The 21000-nt window shown below is 63.7% G+C and carries 17 protein-coding genes and 1 tRNA gene; 13 read left to right on the top strand and 5 right to left on the bottom strand.

What is annotated here, in order from left to right:
• Positions 1-8: 8 nt before the first annotated feature.
• The 3 genes from OHD58_RS00090 to OHD58_RS00080 form a co-directional block, all read right to left on the bottom strand.
• Positions 9-3140, bottom strand: a complete 3132-nt coding sequence (locus OHD58_RS00090) for an efflux RND transporter permease subunit (protein ID WP_263800973.1) — start codon at positions 3138-3140, stop codon at positions 9-11.
• A gap of 10 nt (positions 3141-3150) precedes the next feature.
• Complete coding sequence (locus OHD58_RS00085; protein WP_263800972.1) at positions 3151-4302, bottom strand: efflux RND transporter periplasmic adaptor subunit; 1152 nt, start codon at positions 4300-4302, stop codon at positions 3151-3153.
• 191 nt (positions 4303-4493) lie between these two features.
• On the bottom strand, positions 4494-5318 hold the full coding sequence (locus tag OHD58_RS00080; protein WP_263800971.1) for a MurR/RpiR family transcriptional regulator: 825 nt from the start codon (positions 5316-5318) through the stop codon (positions 4494-4496).
• 176 nt (positions 5319-5494) lie between these two features.
• On the opposite strand from OHD58_RS00080, the gene OHD58_RS00075 reads away from it, so the two are divergent.
• The 11 genes from OHD58_RS00075 to OHD58_RS00025 all read left to right on the top strand — a co-directional run bounded on the left by OHD58_RS00075 (position 5495) and on the right by OHD58_RS00025 (position 18162).
• On the top strand, positions 5495-6319 hold the full coding sequence (locus tag OHD58_RS00075; protein ID WP_263800970.1) for an N-formylglutamate amidohydrolase: 825 nt from the start codon (positions 5495-5497) through the stop codon (positions 6317-6319).
• An 18-nt stretch (positions 6320-6337) separates the two neighbouring features.
• Positions 6338-7897, top strand: coding sequence for an amino acid permease (locus tag OHD58_RS00070; RefSeq protein WP_263800969.1), 1560 nt, complete (start codon positions 6338-6340; stop codon positions 7895-7897).
• Positions 7898-7988: 91 nt separating this feature from the next.
• Entirely contained in the window at positions 7989-9359 is a 1371-nt protein-coding gene (locus tag OHD58_RS00065; RefSeq protein WP_263800968.1) for a glutamine synthetase family protein, read from the top strand.
• A gap of 27 nt (positions 9360-9386) precedes the next feature.
• Positions 9387-10775, top strand: a complete 1389-nt coding sequence (locus OHD58_RS00060; protein ID WP_263800967.1) for an aldehyde dehydrogenase family protein — start codon at positions 9387-9389, stop codon at positions 10773-10775.
• A 136-nt stretch (positions 10776-10911) separates the two neighbouring features.
• On the top strand, positions 10912-12084 hold the full coding sequence (locus OHD58_RS00055) for an iron-containing alcohol dehydrogenase (RefSeq protein WP_263800966.1): 1173 nt from the start codon (positions 10912-10914) through the stop codon (positions 12082-12084).
• A gap of 275 nt (positions 12085-12359) precedes the next feature.
• Positions 12360-13466, top strand: a complete 1107-nt coding sequence (locus OHD58_RS00050; protein ID WP_263800965.1) for an ABC transporter substrate-binding protein — start codon at positions 12360-12362, stop codon at positions 13464-13466.
• 143 nt (positions 13467-13609) lie between these two features.
• Complete coding sequence (locus OHD58_RS00045; RefSeq protein ID WP_263801568.1) at positions 13610-14458, top strand: ABC transporter permease; 849 nt, start codon at positions 13610-13612, stop codon at positions 14456-14458.
• Positions 14455-15249: an ABC transporter permease gene (locus OHD58_RS00040; protein WP_263800964.1), complete on the top strand. Its 795-nt coding sequence runs from the start codon at positions 14455-14457 to the stop codon at positions 15247-15249. The genes OHD58_RS00045 and OHD58_RS00040 overlap by 4 nt, the downstream gene beginning before the upstream one ends.
• Before the next feature lie 13 nt (positions 15250-15262).
• The gene (locus OHD58_RS00035) at positions 15263-16327 is read left to right on the top strand and encodes an ABC transporter ATP-binding protein (RefSeq protein WP_263800963.1); all 1065 of its coding nucleotides are present in this window, start codon (positions 15263-15265) and stop codon (positions 16325-16327) included.
• A 126-nt stretch (positions 16328-16453) separates the two neighbouring features.
• A complete protein-coding gene (locus tag OHD58_RS00030) occupies positions 16454-17320 on the top strand; it encodes an endonuclease/exonuclease/phosphatase family protein (RefSeq protein WP_263800962.1) in 867 nt (288 codons plus the stop codon).
• Positions 17317-18162, top strand: coding sequence for an EamA family transporter (locus OHD58_RS00025; RefSeq protein ID WP_263800961.1), 846 nt, complete (start codon positions 17317-17319; stop codon positions 18160-18162). The genes OHD58_RS00030 and OHD58_RS00025 overlap by 4 nt, the downstream gene beginning before the upstream one ends.
• 27 nt (positions 18163-18189) lie before the next feature.
• Here the strand turns inward: OHD58_RS00025 and OHD58_RS00020 are convergent.
• Positions 18190-18264 (bottom strand) — tRNA-Val (locus OHD58_RS00020).
• A 114-nt stretch (positions 18265-18378) separates the two neighbouring features.
• Positions 18379-18741, bottom strand: a complete 363-nt coding sequence (cpdR, locus tag OHD58_RS00015) for a cell cycle two-component system response regulator CpdR (protein WP_008835384.1) — start codon at positions 18739-18741, stop codon at positions 18379-18381.
• Positions 18742-18951: 210 nt separating this feature from the next.
• On the opposite strand from cpdR, the gene OHD58_RS00010 reads away from it, so the two are divergent.
• Both OHD58_RS00010 and hisN read left to right on the top strand, forming a co-directional pair.
• Positions 18952-19842 (top strand): N-formylglutamate amidohydrolase, encoded by an 891-nt coding sequence (locus OHD58_RS00010; protein WP_263800960.1) that lies wholly within the window; start codon positions 18952-18954, stop codon positions 19840-19842.
• Positions 19843-20061: 219 nt separating this feature from the next.
• Positions 20062-20853: a histidinol-phosphatase gene (gene hisN, locus OHD58_RS00005; RefSeq protein WP_412177142.1), complete on the top strand. Its 792-nt coding sequence runs from the start codon at positions 20062-20064 to the stop codon at positions 20851-20853.
• Positions 20854-21000: the final 147 nt, after the last annotated feature.

Below are 21000 nucleotides of genomic sequence, written 5' to 3'. Positions count from 1 at the left end.
CGAAGATGCTACTCCGCCGGCTCCACGTTGGTGTAGGCGGCTTCTTCCAGTTCGCGCTTCAGCCGCGATTCTTCCTCGACCTTCGGCGTCACGAAGCGGCCGAGCAGCAGGTAGGCGACGGGCGTCAGGAACAGCGTCGAGACGGTGGCGAGGCCGAGGCCGCCGACGATAACCCAGCCGAGCGCGATGCGGGCTTCGGCGCCGGCGCCGGAAGCCAGCACCAGCGGCAGGCCGCCTAGCACGGTACAGATCATCGTCATCATCACCGGCCGCAGCCGGATGTTGGATGCCTGTTCGATCGCCTCGCGCACCCCCAGCCCGCGATCGCGCAGCTGGTTGGCGAACTCGACGATGAGGATGCCGTTCTTGGCCATGACGCCGACCAGAAGCACAAGGCCGATCTGGCTGTAGGCGTTAAGGCTGGTGCCGGTCAGGATCAGTGCGAAGATCGCGCAGGCGAGACCCAGCGGCACCGTCGCCATGATGATGACGGCGCTGACGAAGCTCTCGAACTGCGCGGCAAGCACAAGAAGGATGATGACCAGCGCGAAACCGAAAATGGCGATCATGCCGCTGTTGGTTTCGCCCAGCGTCGCCGCCTCGGCAAGCGGCACGATGCGCGCGCCGGGCGGCAGCAATGGCGTGGCGATCGCCTCGGCCACCGACACCGCGTCGCCGAGCGCGAAGTCGTCGCGCAGGTTCGAGGTGATGGCGACGGACGGCTGCTGCTGCTCGCGCGTCAGCGACGGCGGCACGGCCCGCTCGGTCAGCGCCGCGATGGTCGACATCGGCACGTAGCGGCCGTCGGCGGTCTTGATGAAGATGTTCTCGAGATCGGTCGGGTCGTTGATCGGGTTGGTTGTCGAGACCAGCTTCACGCCGTAGCTGCGGTCGGCGATGTAGACGTCGCCGATGTCGTTTCCGTCGAGCATGGCCTGGATGGTGTCGGCAAGTCCGGTGATGTCGATGCCGAGGTCCGACGCGCGTTCGCGGTCGATCTCCACTGCTAGTTGCGGCTGGGTCGGGTCGACGGAAAGGCGCGCCTGCTGGAAGCGCGGATCCTTCTGCATCTCGTCGATGATCTTCAACGCGGATTCGCTCAGCGCCTTGCGGTCGTTGCCAACGAGCGCGAACTGCAGGCCGTTGCCGGCGCCGCGGATGCCGAGGCTGTTGGGCTGCACGGGGAAGATGCGCACGCTCGGCACCTGCTTGGCGAGCTGGCTGATCTCCGCCGCGATTTCCTGCTGGCTGCGCTCGCGCTGGTCCCACGGCGCCAGCGTAATCACCATGAAGCCGGTGTTGTAGGAGCCGTTGTTGCCGGCGCTTTCGAAGGTGCTCTCGATCTCGCCGGAATCGCGCAGCGGCTGGATCAGCGTCTCGATGCGGCGCATCTGCTGCGAGGTGTAGTCGAGGCTCACGCCTTGTGGGGCGTTGATGCGCAGCAGCACCGCCGAACGGTCCTCGGTGGGAGTCAGTTCCTGGCGGATGGTGCCGAACAGGGCGAACGCCGCGCCGGCGAACAGCACGGCGACCAGCAGCACCAGGATCGGTGCGTCGAGGCAGGCATGCAGGCAGCGGCGGTACAGCGCCACCAGCCAGCCGCCCAGCCTGCCCATGATGCCGGTCCGCGCTTCGTGATGCAGCGAGGCGCTCGACAGCATGCGCGATGCCAGCATCGGGCAGAGCGACAGCGCCACCACGCAGGACAGAAGCACCGCCATGGCCAGCACGAAGCCGAATTCGCGAAACAGTCCGCCCGTCTGGCCGGGCAGGAAGGAAATCGGCACGAAGACGGCGACCAGCGTCGCGGTGGTGGCGATGACCGCGAAGAAGACCTCCTGCGCGCCGAGCACCGCCGCCGCCCGCGGCCCCATGCCCTCGTTGCGCCGCCGCACGATATTCTCCAGCACGACGATGGCGTCGTCGACCACAAGGCCGGTGGCCAGCACGAGCGCCAGGAGCGTGAGGATGTTGACGGAGAAACCCGCCAGGTAGATCGCGGCGATGGTTCCGATCAGCGCCACCGGCATGGCGAGCGCCGGGATCAGCGTGGCGCGCCAGTCGAGCAGGAATATGTAGATGACCAGAAGCACGATCGAGACCGACAGGCCGATCGCGATTTCGACTTCGTGCACCGCGCCTTCGACGAAGACTGCGTCGTCGCTGGTAATCTTGATCGACATGCCTTCCGGCAGGGTTTCCTGGATTTTGGCGACCGCCGCCTTGACGCCGGTGGAGATGTCGAGCGTGTTCGATTCAGCGGCGCGCACGATGCCGATGCCGATGCCGATCTTGCCGTCCGAGCGCAGCGTGCTCTGGCCGATGTCGCCGCCGAGCGTCACCGAGGCGACGTCGCGGATGTAGGTGTTGTCGCCGATCATCAGGCTTTCGAACTGTTCCGGCGTCGTCACATCGGCAGTGGTCCGCACGATGAGATCCTGGTCGGTGGTGGTGATCGAACCAGCCGGCGTGTCGAAGGCGACCGAGGCGAGCGTGTTGCGCAGGTCGGCGACGGTGAGGCCGCGGCTGGCAAGCTTGCTCTGGTCGACATCGATCCGGAATATCTTCTCGCGGTCGCCGTACACCTGCACGTCGGCGACGCCGGGCACGGCGGCCAGCGCGTCCTCGATCTGGTCCTCGACAAAGACCGTCATGTCCTCGATCGGCATGGTGCTCGACGTCACAGCGAGCCGCAGCACCGCGTCGGAATTGGCATCGGCCTTGACAATGCGCGGCGCATCGGCCTCGTCCGGAAGCTGGTTGGTGACGCGGCCGACCGCGTCGCGGACGTCGGAAGCGGCGACGTTGAGGTCGACGCCGTCATTGAATTCGATGGTGACGCGGCTGCGCCCGAAAGACGAGGTGGACGAGATCGACTTCACCCCCGATACGCGAGCGACCGCGCCCTCGATGGTGTCCGTCAGTTCGCGGTCGACGGTCTCGGCCGCGGCGCCCTCGAACTCGGTGGAGACGGTGATGACGGCGCGGTCGACGTCCGGCAACTCGCGGATCTCGACGCCGTAGAGGGCGGCAAGGCCGGCGACCACGATCAGCGTGTTGAGCACGAAAGCCAGTACCGGTCGCCGGACGAAAAGCGCGGTCAGGCCGGTTTCGCTACCCTTGCCGTTGATTTCGGTCATGGCCGCCTCGTTACGATCCGCCGATGGCCGGCTGGCGTTCGCTGCCTGCGATGCGAACCTCGCTGCCCTCGCGGACGCTCTGCACACCCTCGGTCACGACGATGTCGCCGCTGACGATCGGCGCGTCGACGAGCACGTCGTCGGTGTTGCGCTGGATAATGCGCACCGGCACGCGCTTGGTCTTGCCGTCTTCAACCGTCCAGATGAAGGCGCCGTCCGCGCCCCACTGTATCGCCAGCGGGCTGACGGCTGGATATGTATCCCCGGGGAACTGGATGGTGACCTGGAAGGACATGCCGGCGCGCAGGGAATCGGCCGGATTGGCGATCTTTGCCTGGACCCAGAGGGTGCGGCTCTTCTGGTCGATGCGGCTGTCGATTGCCGAAACGGTACCGGTGAACGCGTCCTTGGGGTTTGCGAGTGGCCGCGCCTGGATTTCGGTTCCGACCTTGACGGCGGCGGCGAAGCGTTCGGGCACCCAGAAATCGACGAGGATGCTGGACCGGTCGTCGATCGTGGCGATGGCCGACTGGCTGGTGACGTAGTTGCCGGCCTCTATCGGCAATATGCCGACGATGCCGGAAATCGGGGCCACGACCGAGCGCCGGTCGAGCGCCACCTGCGCGTCATGGATCGCAAGCTCGGCATTGCGCAGTGCCAGTTCGGCTTCGGTCAGCTGGACCGCGGTGGCGGTGTTCGACTTGCGCAGCGCGCGAAAGCGCTCGACCTTGGCGGCCGCGTCATCGCCGGCGATCTTGGCGCGCTCGAGTTGGATCTCCTCGGTCTCGGAATCAAGCTTGGCGATCACCTGCCCTTTTTCGATATGGGCGCCTGACTGGACCAGGAATTCGAGCAGCCGGCCGGCGGTGTAGGGATTGACGGTAACCGATGCGTTGGAGCGGCCCGAACCGATTGCCTGCAGGCGGTCGTTGATGGTGGCGACGCGGACCGGTGCCGTCACCACCATGGCCTGCATGATGTTGCCGCCGCCCTGACGGGCATTCTGGCGGGCGCCGGTTTCGGCTTTCGGATTGGCGGCGCTGGCCCAGTCTATGCCCCAGCGGGCAAGCACCTGAGGCGCTCCCGGAAAAAATGATGCCCAGCCGACGAAAGCAGCCAGCAGTATCACGATCGATAGAACGATCTGTTTCCAGGCAGACATTCAGCACTCCGGGTCAAAAGAAACGTTTCGGTCCGGTTTGCGGACTAGACAAAACGCAAACCCGGCGACAAGCACCGGCAGTCCCTATACCGCCTTTATGACAATTCTCCAGGCAGCGTGCACTTACTTTATCATTAAATATACGTAACGTGACCAGCTTGTTTGAAGATGCGTGTGAACAGCGGGCGCCTCTACCTGAGGTTTTCCATCTCTCGTATCCGCTTGGCGCTGTCTGCCTCGAGCTGCCGGGTTATCTCGCCGATGAGTGCTTCGGCGGCCACGAACAGCGCCGCGGATGAATCCCAGGCGGATGGCACGGCCGTGCGTCCGGCGATCACATGGCGGGCGAAGCGGGCGATCGGCGACAGCCACTGATCCGTGAAAAGCACGATGTGAACGCCGCGAAGATGGGCTTTTTCGGCAAAACGGATCAGGCTTTCCTGATAGCGGCGGATGTCGAAGATGACGAGCACGTCGCGCTTGCCCATGTCGATCAGGCGGTCGCGCCAGTTGCTCTCCTGTCCGGTCAGGTGAAAGACGTTGGGCCGGATGATGGTCAGGTGGGCGGCCATGTAACGGGCTACGGGATCGGTGAAGCGGCCGCCGATCAGGAAGGTCTTGGCGCGCTGGTTGGAAAGCAGCGTGACGATGTCGCCCAGCTGCTTTTCGGAGATATGCCGGAACGTTTCGCGGATGTTCTCCAGCGTCGCTTCAAGCGCCGGCGAGGTGCCGCGCGACGACGCCGGGGAGCCGGTGGTGCGCGACAGCGGCGATTGCAGTTGCGCTGCCAGTTCATCCTGCAGGGCGGTCTGGAATTCCGGATAATTCTGGAACCCGAGGCGGGCGACGAAACGCAGGATGGTCGGCGAACTGACGCCGGCCTGGGCCGAAAAATCGGCGACGGTCTTCAGGCCGATCAGCGGATAGTTGGCGACCAGCGTCTGGGCGGCGCGCCTTTCGCCCGCAGGCATGCTGTCGATGCGATCGGCGATCAGTTCGGCGATATTGATCCCCATCCATCCCCCCTGTGCCGGAGTTGACGGCGCAAGCCGGTTTCCCCTTGTTTTTTCCGCGCGGACCGCTTTGCGCGGAAAACACGTTTGACAAACGATAATAAGGCGTATGAAATCATCCGCAACGGCGCAAAGATATAAAATACGTAACATACGTTACAGCGCTATGGGGACAGCGGATGGAGAGAACGCGGCGCGTACCGCACAATCCGTCGAGTGCGGTCCGGACGACGAACCGCAAGGGTCGCAGTCCGGTAGTGTTCGTCTGCGACCACGCCTCCAACTTCATCCCGGAAGAATTCGGATCGCTCGATCTCGAGAAAAGCGAACTGGCTCGCCACATCGCCTGGGATCCGGGCGCGGCGCCTGTCGCCCAGCGCATGGCCGCGGCCCTCGACGCGGTGCTGATCGAATCGCGGATTTCACGGCTGGTCATCGACTGCAACCGGCCGCTCGATGCTCCCGACCTCATTCCGGCAGTCAGTGAAACCACCGCCGTGCCCGGCAATGCCCGCTTGTCGCCAGCAGAGCGGGCGAGGCGCATCGCGCTCTCCTACGAGCCCTTCCATGCCGAGATCGAGAGCGTGATTTCCGAGCGGCTGGCGGCAGGCCTGGAGACGCGGCTGGTTTCCGTACACTCCTTTACCCCCGTCTACAGGCGGGTGGCGCGGCCCTGGCACATCGGCATCATCCATGATGACGACCAGCGGCTGGCGGCACCGCTGATTTCGGCGCTGCGCTCGCTGAAAGGCATCGTCGTCGGCGTCAACGAACCTTATTCGCCGGCTGACCGCGTGTATTTCACGCTGGAGCGGCATGCGCGTTCGCGGGGCCTTGCCTGCGCGATGATCGAAATCCGCAACGATGAAATTTCGGCGACTGCCGGGCAGCGGAAATGGGCGGATCTGCTCACTGGCATTTTTTCCGATCTCGAGCCGGAACCAAGGACCAAGACGTCCGGCCGGCAATCAACCAGCAACTCGGTGGAACAGGCTACTTCTTAAATAAAGGGGAACATTCATATGGCTGCGCCAGGATATAGCGAAACCGACAAAAGCGAGGACATGAAGGTCCTTCATGGCATGGGCTACGCCCAAGAACTCGAAAGGAGAATGAGCCAGTTCTCCAATTTCGCGGTTTCCTTCTCCATCATCTGCATCCTTTCCGGCGGCATCAATTCGCTGGCGCAGGCGACGTCCGGCGCCGGAGGTGCGGCGATCGGCATCGGCTGGCCGCTCGGCTGCTTCGTGTCGCTGGTCTTCGCCGTCGCCATGGCGCAGATCAGTTCCGCCTATCCGACCGCCGGCGGCCTCTATCACTGGGGCTCGATCCTCGGCAACACGTTCACCGGCTGGCTGACGGCCTGGTTCAATCTGCTCGGCCTGGTCACCGTGCTCGGCGCCATCAATGTCGGCACCTATTATTTCTTCATGGGCGCCTTCGGCACGCCCTATCTCGGCCTCGAGGATTCGACGACAGTCCGCATCATCTTCCTGGCAATCATCACCGGGCTGCAGGCGTTGGTGAACCACATGGGCATCGGCCTCACCGCCAAGCTCACCGACTTCTCCGGCTACCTGATCTTCGCCACTTCGATCATCCTGGCGATCGTCTGTCTGGCGGCCGCCGACAGCTACGAAATCGGCCGCCTTTTCACCTTCGCTAACTATTCGGGTGAGGCCGGCGCCAATGTCTGGCCGACCAATTCGGCGACCTGGGTATTCCTGCTCGGACTGCTGCTGCCGATCTACACGATCACCGGCTACGATGCCTCGGCGCACACGTCGGAAGAGACACTGAAGGCCGCGCATTCGGTGCCCCGCGCCATGATCGGCTCGGTGCTGTGGTCGGCGCTGTTCGGCTACATCATGCTCTGCTCGTTCGTCCTCATGCTGCCCAGCATGGACGAGGCCGCCGCGCAGGGTTGGAACGTGTTCTTCTGGGGCATGGAACAGCAGGTTCACCCGGTCATCAAGGACATCCTCTACCTCGCCATCTTCGTCGCCCAGTGGCTGTGCGGCCTGGCGACCGTGACCTCGGTTTCGCGCATGATCTTCGCCTTCTCGCGCGACAAGGGCCTGCCGGGCTCGAAGGCGCTGGCCAAGGTCAGCCCGACCTACCGCACGCCGGTGGCGGCGATCTGGACCGGCTCCATCCTGGCCGTGCTCTTCGTCTGGGGCTCCTCGTTGGTCTCGATCGGCGAGACGCCGGTCTACACCATCGTGGTCGCCTGCACGGTCATCTTCCTGTTCTTCTCCTTCACCATTCCGATCGCGCTCGGGTTGCTGGCATGGGGAACCGCGAAGTGGGACAAGATGGGGCCGTTCGACATGGGCGAGGGCACCTTCAAGCTGTTTGCCGTTCTGTCGATCATCGCGATGGTCCTGATCTTCGTCCTCGGCATCCAGCCGCCGAACGACTGGGCGCTCTACATCACGGTGGGCTTCTTGATCGTCACCGCCATCGTCTGGTTCGGTTTCGAGCGCGGGCGCTTCCGCGGGCCGCCGATTGGCGACGAGGTGGCGCGACGCGCCGCTGAAATCGCGGCAGCGGAAAAGGCTGTCGGCGAAACGGGGCACTGAGCCACCCTTCATCCTGCCGTGGCCGGCGTCAGGCCGGCCACGTTTGTTTAAGAGTCGTCCCGTTTTGGCCCATCACACGGAGTAATAAAGAATGGCAGGAACCTTTTCGTTCGATCAGTTGAAGAAAGCGGTAGCGGACGGCAGCATCGACACTGTGCTCGCCTGTGCCGTCGACATGCAGGGCCGGCTCGTCGGCAAGCGTTTCCTGGCGCAATATTTCGTCGATTCCGCGCATGACGAAACGCATGGCTGCAACTACCTGCTCGCCAACGACATCGATATGGAACCTGTTCCCGGCTACAAGGCGGCCAGCTGGTCGAAGGGCTACGGCGACTTCGTCATGAAGCCCGACCTGTCGACGCTGCGCAAAATCCCGTGGCTCGAAAAGACCGCGCTCGTGCTGTGCGACATCCTCGACCACCACACCCATGGCGACCTGCCGCATTCGCCGCGCGCCATCTTGCGCAAGCAGGTCAAGCGGCTGCAGGAGCGCGGCTATCTCGCCTATTTCGCCTCCGAACTCGAATTCTACCTGTTCTCCGAAACCTACGATTCCGCGCGCGGAAAACACTGGCAGGGCCTCGACACCGCCTCGCCCTATATCGGCGACTACCTGATCGGCATCACCACCAAGGAAGAAGGCGTGATGCGGCGGCTCAGGAACGAGATGCAGGCGGCCGGCATTCCGATCGAGAACTCCAAGGGCGAGTGGGGCCCCGGCCAGGAGGAGATCAACGTCCGCTACGCCGAAGTGCTGGAGATGGCCGACCGCCACGTCATCCTCAAGAACGGCGCCAAGGAAATCGCCGCCTCGGAGGGCAAGGCGATCTCTTTCATGGCGAAATACAATTATGGGCTCGCCGGAAACTCCAGCCACATCCACAATTCGCTGTGGAGCGCCGATGGCAAGACGCCGTTGTTCTACGATAAAAAGGCTGAGTGGACGCTGTCGCCGCTCGGCCAGCAATGGTCGGCCGGACAGCTCAAATACGCCAAGGAATTCACCTGGTTCCTGGCGCCCTATATCAATTCCTACAAGCGCTTCCAGTCAGGCACCTTCGCGCCGACCAAGATCATGTGGAGCGAGGACAACCGCACCGCCGGCTTCCGGCTCTGCGGCGAGGGTACCAAAGGCATCCGCATGGAATGCCGCATCGGCGGCGCCGACCTCAACCCCTATCTCGCTTTCGCGGCGCTGATCGCCGCGGGCCTCGCCGGCATCGACGAGAAGCTCGAATTGCAGAAGCCGTTCGTCGGCGACGCCTACCAGGCAAGCCGGCTGCCGGAGATCCCGAAGACACTGCGCGAGGCGACCGAGACGCTGGCGAAGTCCAGGATGCTGAAGGAAGCGCTCGGCGAGGAGGTGGTCGAACACTATGTCCACACCGCCCGCTGGGAGCAGTTCGAGTACGACCGCCGCATCACGGATTGGGAACTGCACCGCGGCTTCGAGCGGTATTGACGGCAAGCATGCGAGTACGAGGTTGAAATGACCGAAACCATCAAACTGAAATCCCCGATCGACGGCTCGATCTATGTCGAGCGGCCTGTTGCCACAGACCAGGCGGTCAACGCGGCAGTCGAAAAGGCGAGGGCGGCGCAGGCCGACTGGGCAAAAGTGCCGGTCGCGGAACGAGCTCAATACATGCTCAAGATGCTCGAAGCGCTGGTCGGCATGAGCGACGAGATCGTGCCGGAGCTTGCCCACCAGATGGGCCGGCCGGTGCGTTACGGCGGCGAGTTCGGCGGCGTCAAGGAACGCACGCAATACATGGTCGAGATCGCCGAACAGGCCCTGAAGCCGGTGCCGGCCTCCAATCCGAAGGACGGCTTCCGCCGCTATGTGAAGAAGGATCCGCTCGGCGTGGTGATGGTCATCGCGCCGTGGAATTATCCGTATCTCACTGCCGTGAACACAATCGTGCCGGCGCTGATCGCCGGCTCGACGGTGATCCTCAAGCATGCCGCGCAGACGCTGCTGGTCGGCGAGCGCTTCGCCAGGGCGTTCGAAGCCGCAGGTTTGCCCAGGCACGTCTTCCAGAATATCGTGCTCAACCACGCACAGACCGAGAAGCTGCTCGGCTCGGGCAAGGTCGACCACGTCAATTTCACCGGCTCGGTCGCCGGCGGCCGTGCCATCGAGAAGGCGGCGGCCGGCACCTTCATGACGCTCGGCCTTGAACTCGGCGGCAAGGACCCGGCCTATGTGCTGCCCGACGCGAAGCTTGACCACGCGGTCGCCAATCTGGTCGAAGGCGCCTTCTTTAACTCGGGCCAATGCTGCTGCGGCATCGAGCGCGTCTATGTCCACGAGAACATCTATGACGACTTCGTCGAGGGTTTCATCACCGAAACGAAAAGCTACACGCTCGGCAATCCGCTCGAGCAGGCAACCACGATGGGGCCGATGGCGCAGGCGCGCTTCGCTGATTTCATCCGCGAACAGAAGGCCGAGGCGCTGCGCAAGGGCGCTGTCGCGCACATGAACACCAAGGCGGATGGTGACAAGGAAGGCTCGCCCTATCTGCCGGCCGAGGTGCTCACCAATGTCGACCACCAGATGAGCGTCATGCGCGAGGAAAGTTTTGGCCCCATCGTCGGCATCATGAAGGTGCGCAATGACGAGGAGGCGATCGCGCTGATGAATGATTCTCCCTACGGCCTGACCGCCTCGATCTGGACCGCCGACACGGACCATGCCGTGGCCATCGGCGACCGCGTCGAGACCGGCACGGTGTTCATGAACCGCTGCGACTATCTCGACCCGGCGCTGGTCTGGACCGGCGTCAAGGATACCGGCAAGGGCGCGGCGCTGTCGCAGATCGGCTACGACAATTTGACCCGGCCGAAGAGCTATCATCTGCGGGAGAAGGTATGAGCGAGAGCGCCCCCTCCACCATGCTTCGCATGGTCCCCCTCCCCCGTTCGCGGTGGAGGGGGACCGCCGAAGGCGGTGGAGGGGGCGCGACTTCGTTGGCTTCGCCTATTTTTCGGATCTGCTTCTGAGAGAACCCATGTCCAAACTCGTCTCCAAATGGAATTACCCCACCACCGTCCGCTTCGGCGCCGGCCGCATCAAGGAACTGCCGGATGCGCTGGCAGCGACCGGTATCAAAAGGCCGCTGTTCGTTACCGACCCGGGTCTGGCCAAATTGCCGGTCGTCGCCTCGACGCTGAAGATCCTCGATGACGCGAAAATCCGGTACGGCGTCTTCTCCGAGGTTCGCCCCAACCCGGTCGAATCCAATCTGGAGGCCGGCGTCGCGGCGTTTCGCAAGGGCAAGCATGACGGCGTCATCGCCTTCGGCGGCGGTTCGGCGCTCGACCTCGGCAAGCTGATCGCCTTCCAGGCCGGCCAGACGCGCCCGGTCTGGGATTTCGAGGATATCGGCGACTGGTGGACGCGCGCCAATCCGGACAAGATAGCGCCCATCGTCGCCGTCCCGACCACGGCGGGTACCGGCTCCGAGGTCGGCCGCGCCGGCGTCCTCACCAACGAGGCGACGCATACCAAAAAGGTGATCTTCCATCCGAAGCTTTTGCCGGCCATCGTGATTGCCGACCCGGAACTGTCGGTCGGCATGCCGCCCTTCATCACCGCCGGCACCGGCATGGATGCCTTCGCCCATTGCCTCGAAGCCTATTGCGCGCCCGGCTATCATCCGATGGCCGACGGCATCGCCGTCGAGGGTATCCGGCTCGTGCTGGAGAACCTGCCGAAGGCTTTCGCCAACGGCAAGGACATCACCGCGCGCGCCAACATGATGAGCGCCGCCGCGATGGGCGCCACCGCGTTCCAGAAGGGCCTCGGCGCCATTCACTCGCTGTCGCACCCGATCGGCGCGCTCTATGACACCCATCACGGCATGACCAATGCCGTGTTCATGCCTTACGTGCTTGCCTTCAACCGCGACGCGATCGAGGATCGGATCGCCCGCCTGGCGGCCTATGTCGGGATCAAGGGCGGTTTCGATGGGTTCGCCAAAGCGGTGCTGAAGCTGCGCAAGGAACTCAAGGTGCCGCATACGCTGCCGGGGCTGATCAAGGGCCTCGACATGGACAAGAAACGCAAGACCCTGATTGCCGACATGGCAATCGTCGATCCGACCGCCGGTGGCAACCCGGTCAAGCTGACGAAAAAGGCGGCGCTGACGCTGCTCGAGAATTCGATCGCCGGAACGGTCTGATCGGCCCACGGACGCCAAAAACTCTTTTGCCGGCTACATGAGGACGTGCTTAACTGTCAGAATAACGTGAACGGGGTAGGAGGAAAAAGGGCATGTGCAAGTCGAAAGCACCGCGTTTGTTTCGCAGCGGTGCCGAGATTGTCACTCACAAAGAAAAGTAGTTAACTTTTTCGCCGCGGGCGGGTCCGTGTCACACGATTTTCATCCGACTGTCATTCGACAGCGGTAACGGGCTTCGCAGGCGTCGAATGGCGTCAGTTCAACGGAGAGAACACATGTTCAAATTCACGGGAAAAATACTTTCCCTTACGGCAACTGCACTTATGGTGACTTCGGCTATTTCGTCGGCACAATCGATGGACGAGCTGGTTGCTGCGGCCAAGGCGGAAGGCCAGCTCACGACGATCGCGCTGCCGCACGACTGGTGCGGCTACGGCGCCGTCATCGACGCGTTCAAGAAGAAATACCCGGAGATCACCGTCAACGAGCTCAATCCCGATGCCGGTTCGGGCGACGAGATCGAGGCGATCAAGGCCAACAAGGACAACAAGGGCCCGCAGGCGCCTGACGTCATCGACGTCGGCCTGTCCTTCGGTCCTTCCGCCAAGGCTGAAGGCCTGCTGATGCCCTACAAGGTGTCCACCTGGGACTCGATCCCCGACACCGCCAAGGATGCCGAGGGCTACTGGTACGGCGATTACTATGGCGTGCTTTCCTTCCAGGTGAACAAGGACCTGGTGCCGAATCCGCCGGCCGACTGGGCCGACCTGCTCAAGGACGAGTACAAGAACTCGGTCGCGCTGGCCGGTGATCCGCGCGCCTCGAACCAGGCTATCCTCGGCGTCTATGCCGCCGGCCTGTCGAAGGGCGGCGCTGCCGGCGAAGCCGCCGGCACGAGCGGGCTCGAGTTCTTCAAGGAGCTCAACGCCAAGGGCAATTTCGTTCCTGTCATCGGCAAGTCGGCGACCCTGGCGCAGGGCCAGACACCGATCCTGATCACCTGGGACTACAACGCGCTCGGCGGCCGCGACACGCTGAACGGCAACCCGCCGGTCGACGTCATCGTGCCGAAGACCGGCGTTGTCGCCGGTGTATACGTGCAGGCGATCAGCGCCTTCGCGCCGCACCCGAATGCCGCCAAGCTGTGGATGGAGCACCTCTATTCGGATGAAGGCCAGCTTGGCTGGCTCGCCGGCTATTGCCATCCGATCCGCTTCAACGATCTCGCCAAGAAGGGCGTGATTCCGAAGGAGATGCTGGACAAGATGCCGCCGGCTGCTGCTTACGAAGCCGCCGTGTTCCCGACCCTCGAGGATCAGGACAAGATGAAGACGGCGATCACGACGAACTGGGACAAGGTCGTCGGCGCCAACGTGCAGTAAACCTCGATACGGGCGGCCTTCGGGCCGCCCGTATCTCCATGTGAATCCGGGGCATCCGTTTGAGCGATATCACAGCCATCGAACCCGGCGCGGTGCGACGCGGTCCAACGGCGGTTACGCCGCCACCCGACGCCGCGCGCGGCATGCGGTTGCCGACGCAATGGCTGGGCGTCGCGCCGTTCTTCCTGTTCGCGCTGCTGTTTCTGGTCCTGCCCACGATGTATCTCATCGTCGGCGCGTTTCAGAACAGGGATGGCGGTTTCACCCTGGACAACATCGCCAAGCTCTTCAGCGATGAATCGATCCGCCAGTCTTACTGGGTCTCCATCAAGATCAGTTTCTGGTCGGCGATCCTCGGCGCACTTGCCGGTCTGGCGATCGCCCTGGCCATCGTTCGCGGCGGCCTGCCCGATTGGGTGCGCGCCTCGACCATGACCTTCAGCGGCGTGGCGTCGAACTTCGCCGGCGTGCCGCTTGCCTTCGCCTTCCTGGCGACGCTCGGCAGGCTCGGTCTCGTCACCCTCATCCTGCGCGATCTGTTCGGGTTCAATCTGTACGCGACAAACTTCAACCTGCTCTCGTCCTGGGGCCTGATCGCGGTCTATCTCTACTTCCAGATCCCGCTGATGGTCGTCATCATCACCCCTGCAATCGACGGGTTGCGGAAGGAGTGGGGCGAGGCGGCGGCGACGCTCGGGGCGACGACCTGGCAGTTCTGGCGTATGGTGCTGATCCCGGTGCTGTGGCCGAGCTTCCTCGGTACGCTGGTCCTGCTCTTCGCCAATGCGTTCGGCGCCATCGCGACGGCCTACGCCTTCACCGGCTCGTCCCTCAACATCGTGCCCATCAAACTCTACGCGCAGATCCGCGGCGACGTGCTCGGCGATCCCAATCTCGGCTATGCGCTGGCCTTCGGCATGATTTTTATCACCGGCGTCGCGAACATCTTCTACATCTGGTTCCGCACGCGCTCGGAGAGGTGGCTCAAATGAGGAAAGGCGGCGCCTGGTGGGCCTGGCTCACTTTCTTCCTCGGAGCGGTCTATTTCATTGTGCCGCTGATCGCGACGTTCGAGTTTTCCATGCGCATGAAGCGCGGCGAGTATTCGTTCGAGGCCTATCGGGTGGTGTTCGCCAGTCCGCAGTTCCAGCAGACCTTCACCTATTCGGTCGTGGCGGCGATCTGCACCATCATCCTCGGCGTCCTGATCGTGGTGCCGACGGCTTACTGGGTCCGCCTGCGCGTGCCTCACCTGCGGCCGGTCATCGAATTCATCACCTTGTTGCCGCTTGTCATTCCGGCCATCGTCATCGTGTTCGGCTATATCCGCATGTACGGCACCAATTCGTGGCTGCCGTTCCTCGGCACCATCCACGGCACCAATCTGCTGCTGGTCATCGGCTATGCCGTGCTGGCGCTTCCCTATATGTACCGCGCGGTCGACACCGGCCTACGCACCATCGACGTGACGACGCTGACCGAGGCGGCGCAGATCATGGGAGCGGGGTGGGTGACCATCATAAGCCGCGTCATCCTGCCGAATGTGCTGATCGCCGTGCTGTCTGGCGCCTTCCTGACCTTCGCCATCGTGCTTGGTGAATTCACCATGGCGTCGCTGCTCAACCGCCCGGCTTTCGGCCCCTATATGCAGAACCTCGGCGCCAACCGCGCCTACGAACCGGCGGCGCTCGCCATCATTGCCTTCCTTCTCACCTGGGGCTGCATGACGGCGATCCAGTTCCTGGCGCGCTACGCGCCGCGCTCCGCCAACAAACCGAACTGACGGGAACCAGCCGATGGCCGACTCCTTCCTCTCCATCCAGCACGTCAACAAGTCGTTCGGCGACGTCACCGTGGTGCAGGACTTCAACCTCGACGTGGCACCCGGCGAGTTCGTTTCCTTTCTCGGACCTTCCGGCTGCGGCAAGACGACGGTGCTGAGGATGGTCGCCGGATTCGAAGAACCGAGTGCCGGCAAGATCATGATCGGCGGCAAGGACGTCACCAGGCTGAAGCCCAACCAGCGCAACATCGGCATGGTGTTTCAGGCGTATGCACTGTTCCCCAATCTGACGGTGGCGCAGAACATCGCCTTCGGCCTGCGGGTCGCCGGCGCTTCAAGGGCCGACCAGGACAAACGCGTCGCCGAGATGCTCGAGATCATCAAGCTGCCGCAGTTCGGTGAACGCTACCCCTACCAGCTCTCCGGCGGTCAGCAGCAGCGTGTGGCGCTGGCCAGGGCCCTGGCTCCGAAGCCCAAGCTGCTTTTGCTCGACGAGCCGTTGTCGGCGCTCGACGCCAAGGTGCGCGTGTCGCTGCGCGAGGAAATCCGGGCGATCCAGAAGAACCTCGGCATCACCACCATCTTCGTTACCCATGACCAGGAGGAAGCGCTCTCCATCTCCGACCGCATCGCTGTGATGTATGGCGGCAAGGCCGAGCAGGTCGGCACGCCGTTCGAGATCTACAACCGCCCGGCGACCAAGTTCGTCGCCAACTTCGTCGGCACGCTCAACGTGCTGGAAGGCACGGTCAGCGACGCCGCCGCCGGCAAGGTGCGCATCAACGCCGAGGAGATCGCCATGAAAGGCAGGCTCAATGGCTCGAAGACCGGCGATACGATGTCGCTGGCGTTGCGGCCGGAAGCCATTTCGCTCGGTCGCCGGCCGGGCAACGATGCCCGCCTCTCCGGCGAGATCGCCGATGTCCACTTCCTCGGCTCGGTCATCCGTGTCCGTGTCGGCGTCGGCAGCGGCGTGGTTTCGCTCGATACCTTCAACAGCCCGGCGACGCCGCCGCCCTCGGTCGGCGAAAAGACCGAGATCAGCTTCTCGTCGAAGGACCTTCTCGTCCTGCATTGACGGCTTCGCCTGGCGTCCGGGGGGCATTCGTGGACGTGGTCCAAGCGTTGCCGCGCCGATGCGCGTTGCGCCGGTTAAGTTAACCGGCTAATCCGCAATGTCTCCTGCAGGCTGCGGACCGTTGCCTTGAAACTCGTCAGCTACAACATCCAGTACGGCTTCGGCGCCGACGGCCGCTATGATCTCGAACGCGCCGCGCATGTCGTCGCCGGCGCGGATATCATCGCGCTGCAGGAGGTCGAGCGGCACTGGCAACGCACCAACGACGACGACCAGCCCGAAATGCTGGGCCGCCTGCTGCCCGACCATTACTGGGTCTACGGTCCCGCCTTCGACATGGATGCCAGCACGCGCCGGGATGGCCGCGTCGTCAACCGGCGGCGGCAATTCGGCACCATGGTCCTGTCGCGATTGCCGATCGTGTGGTCCCGCCTGCATCTGCTGCCGATGCGGCGCATGACGGCGCGCCTCAACACGCAGAACCCCGCACTCGAATGCATGGTTCGCACGCCAGCCGGGCCGATCCGCTTCTTCTCCCTGCATCTCGCCCATATCGATGCCGGCGAGCGCCTGGAACAGCTCGACTTCGTCAACCAGTTGCACCAGCGGGCGCCTGCCGCGGGCGGGCCGTGGAGCGGCGCCGACGACGAGCCGCACCGCAACTGGACGAATGGCGAGCCGGAACCCGAAAGCCCGCCAGAGGCGATCTGGATGGGCGATTTCAACAGCCTGCCCGGCAGCGCCGAATACGAGCGCATGGCTGCGGGCGGCTTCGTTGACGCCACCGTCGCCGCCGGGCAGCAGCCCGACGGTTCCTTCACACATCTCCGCACGGTCGAGGGGCGCGTCCAGAAGCGGCGGCTGGATTATTGCTTCGTCGGCGCCTCGCTCGCATCGCGGGTCCGGTCCGTCAGCGTCGACAATGACGAGATCGCCTCCGACCATCATCCGGTCTGGATCGACATCGATCTCGAAACGCCGATGCCGGAATGACGCTCACCGTCTTCCTGGCCGTGCTGGCCGCCGCCGCCATGCACGCCACCTGGAACGCGCTCATCAAGGTGCGCGCCGACCGTTTCGCTTCGATCTCGCTGACGTCGCTCGGCATGTCGATCGCCGCTCTGCCCGCTCTGCCGTTCGTCGCGGTGCCCGGACTGCATGTCTGGCCCTGGATCGTCGCGTCGATGATCATTCACGTCGGCTACCGGCTTTTCCTCATCCTCGCCTACGAAACCGGGGATCTGGCGCAGGCCTATCCGCTGGCGCGCGGCACCGCGCCGCTGATGACGACGATCGGCGGCATTTTCCTGATCGCGGAAGTGCCCGGGCCGCTTGCCGTCGCTGGCATCCTGCTTCTGTCGGTGGGCACGTTGCTGATGTCGGTTCGCGGCGGCGCCGGCATCGGACATTTCGACCGCCGCGCCGTCGGCTTCGCGCTCGCCACGTCGGTGTTCGTCGCCGGCTACACGCTGGTCGACGGCAGCGGCGCAAGGCTCGCGGAAACCGCCTCCAGTTATGCGGCGTGGCTGTTCCTGTGCGACGGCCTGATGTCGATCTCGATCGGGTTTTTCTACCGGGGGCGGAAGCTCCTGGCGGTCATCGCCAGGGAATGGAAGGTCGGCCTGCTCGCGGGGTTGCTCAGCGCCGCCTCCTACTGGATCGCCATGTGGGCGATGACAAAAGCGCCGATCGCCTCGGTCGCCGCGCTGCGCGAGACCTCCATCCTGTTCGCCATGGTCATCTCGCTGGTGTTCCTGGGCGAAAGGATGACGCCGTGGCGCATCGCGGCAGCACTCTGCATCATCGCAGGCGTGATCGCGCTGAGGCTGGGATAGCTGGAATCAGGCAGTTGGGGATCTGGATGGTGGGCGTGACAGGGATTGAACCTGTGACCCCTGCAATGTCAATGCAGTGCTCTCCCGCTGAGCTACACGCCCATCCGAAGCCGCGCATACACCATTTTTGCATGGGCGCGTCAATAGCTGGTTTTGCTCGGAAAAGCGGGTCGCGGTGAACCTTCCCGCGCGGCCGAAAGGCGGCTTTTCGGCCGCTCAGGCGGCCTGCAGCATCTTCTCGACCTCGTTGACGAGATCGCGCAGGTGGAACGGCTTCGACAGCACCTTGGCGTCCTTGGGGGCCTTCGAATCGGGATTGAGGGCGACAGCCGCAAAACCGGTGATGAACATCACCTTCAGGTCGGGATCGATCTCGGTGGCGCGGCGTGCGAGTTCGATGCCGTCCATCTCCGGCATGACGATGTCGGTCAGGAGCAGCGAGAACGGTTCCTCGCGCAGCCGCTCGTAGGCGCTGGCGCCATTGTCGAAGTCGCTGACATCGTAGCCGGCGCGTTCCAGCGCCTTGACCAGGAACCGGCGCATGTCGTCGTCGTCTTCAGCGAGCAGAATTCTGGCCATGTATCCCGTCCGAATCAGAATGCGTCCGCGCGACGCAGCCCGTTAACCATGTCTTCTATATGAAGAGCCGAGAGTAAACATCAAGTGAATGCTGGCGAAACAAGGTATCGGTGACCTAAAGGAATCCCCTGGGAGACTGGACAGGCAGGCGGCGTGGTGGCACCTTTCGAACACGATGAAGCGTAGCATGCGGCAGTTCGGGCAGGGGTCATGACGGTAGCGGAGGATTTCTCGGCGGTGGCCCCGTTCGAAATTCGTTGTCCAGCCGAACAGCGCGTCCCCTTCGTCTTCAACTCGCCGCACAGCGGCCGCCATTATCCCGAGCGTTTCCTTTGCATGGCGCGGCTCGACCGCATCGCGATCCGCCGTTCCGAGGATTGCTACGTCGACGAGCTTTTCGGCAGCGCGGTGGCGCTCGGCGCGCCGCTTCTGGCGGCCAACTTCCCGCGCGCCTACCTAGACGTGAACCGCGAGCCCTGGGAACTCGACCCGCGCATGTTCGCCGAACCGGTGCCGTCGTTCGCCAACATCCGTTCGGCGCGGGTCGCGGGCGGGCTCGGCACGGTGCCGAAGCTGGTCGGCGAGGGTCTCGACATCTATCCGGCCCGGCTGCCGCTTTCGGAAGCGCTCGACCGCATCGAGACGGTCTACAAGCCGTATCACGAACAGTTGAAGCGGCTGGTCACGCGAACGCACGCGCGGTTCGGCTTCGCCGTGCTGGTCGACTGCCATTCGATGCCGGCAAGCATCCGCGTCGGCGAAAACGGTGTGAGGCCGGATTTCATCGTCGGCGACCGTTTCGGCGCCTCGGCCTCGCCCGCGCTGACGGAACATGCGATCGGCCTGCTCATCGCCATGGGCTACACCGTCGCCCACAACAAGCCTTACGCGGGTGGCTTCATCACCGAACATTACGGCCGGCCGGCCAGGGGCCTGCACACGCTGCAGATCGAGGTCAATCGGGGTCTCTACATGAACGAGCGGACGCTGCAGAAATCGGCGGGCTTCGACGCCTTGGCCGACGATCTAGCGCGCTTCATCGCCGACCTGATGGCGCTGCCCGAGCATCATTTCTACGGGCTGCCGCTGGCGGCGGAATGACGGCGCGAAACGTTTCGGCTTGAAAAAAGACCGCATCGCTTGCACGACGCGGTCGAAGTCTAGGGAGGAAACGCCCAAGGAGGGCATGGACAGGAACAACCTGTCCGACTGACAATTTATTGTGCGCTGCACAAATGTCAATCGGGTTTTCATCCTTTTTTAATTCACTCTTATGTGCCAATTCGCCGCAACGGCTGGACCAGTACTTATCGGGGCATCATGACCAAACCAGAACTGCATGTGAGCGCGGCGTTTTTCCGCAAGATAGCCGAGGCTGCCGCTGCCGAGACGCTGCCCAGATTCCGCCAGCAGGGCGCCGTGTCGAACAAGCTGAAATCGGGCTTCGACCCGGTCACCGAGGCTGACCGCGAGGCGGAAAAGGCGATCCGCGCCGTCATCAACGCCGAGTATCCGGACCACGGCATCCTGGGCGAGGAGTTCGGCGCCGAAAACACCAGCAGCCCGCATATCTGGGTCATCGACCCGATCGACGGAACGCGCTCGTTCATCTCGGGCCTGCCTCTGTGGGGCACGCTGGTCGGGTTGACGATCGATGGCGACGCGGTCGCCGGCATGATGGCGCAGCCGTTCACGAAAGAGTTGTTCTACGCGAACGGCAGCGGCTCCCATCACGAAGGCCCGACCGGCAAGCGCAAGCTCGCGACACGCAAAACGGTTGCGCTGGAAGAAGCGACGCTCTGCACGACGACGCCTGCGCTGTTCCTCGGCGGCCGCCGCGAGGCCTACAACCGACTCGAAGCCACCGTGCGGCTGCCGCGCTACGGCACCGATTGCTACGCCTATGCGATGGTGGCGGCCGGCCATGTCGACCTCGTCGTCGAGGTCGGGCTGCAATCCTACGACATCGTGGCGCTGATCCCGATCATCGAGAAGGCCGGCGGCGTGGTGACCAACTGGGAGGGCGGTCCGGCCGAAAACGGCGGCGAGATCATAGCTGCCGGCACGCCCGAACTGCACGAGGCGGCAATGAAGGTGTTGCACAAGGGGTGACCCCTCTCCGTCTCGGCTTCGCCGATCCACCTTGTAACTTGAATACGTCCGCATCTGCTAAGGTAGCGGGTGCGGCGGCGGACGGGAGCACGACACACCTCTGGGCGCTCGAGCCCGTGGGAGAGCTTGTGTCGCCGTCCTCCATTC

This window comes from Mesorhizobium sp. ZC-5 (genome assembly GCF_025753855.1).
GTDB lineage: Bacteria > Pseudomonadota > Alphaproteobacteria > Rhizobiales > Rhizobiaceae > Neomesorhizobium.
This window is presented reverse-complemented; position numbering and strand designations above follow the sequence as displayed.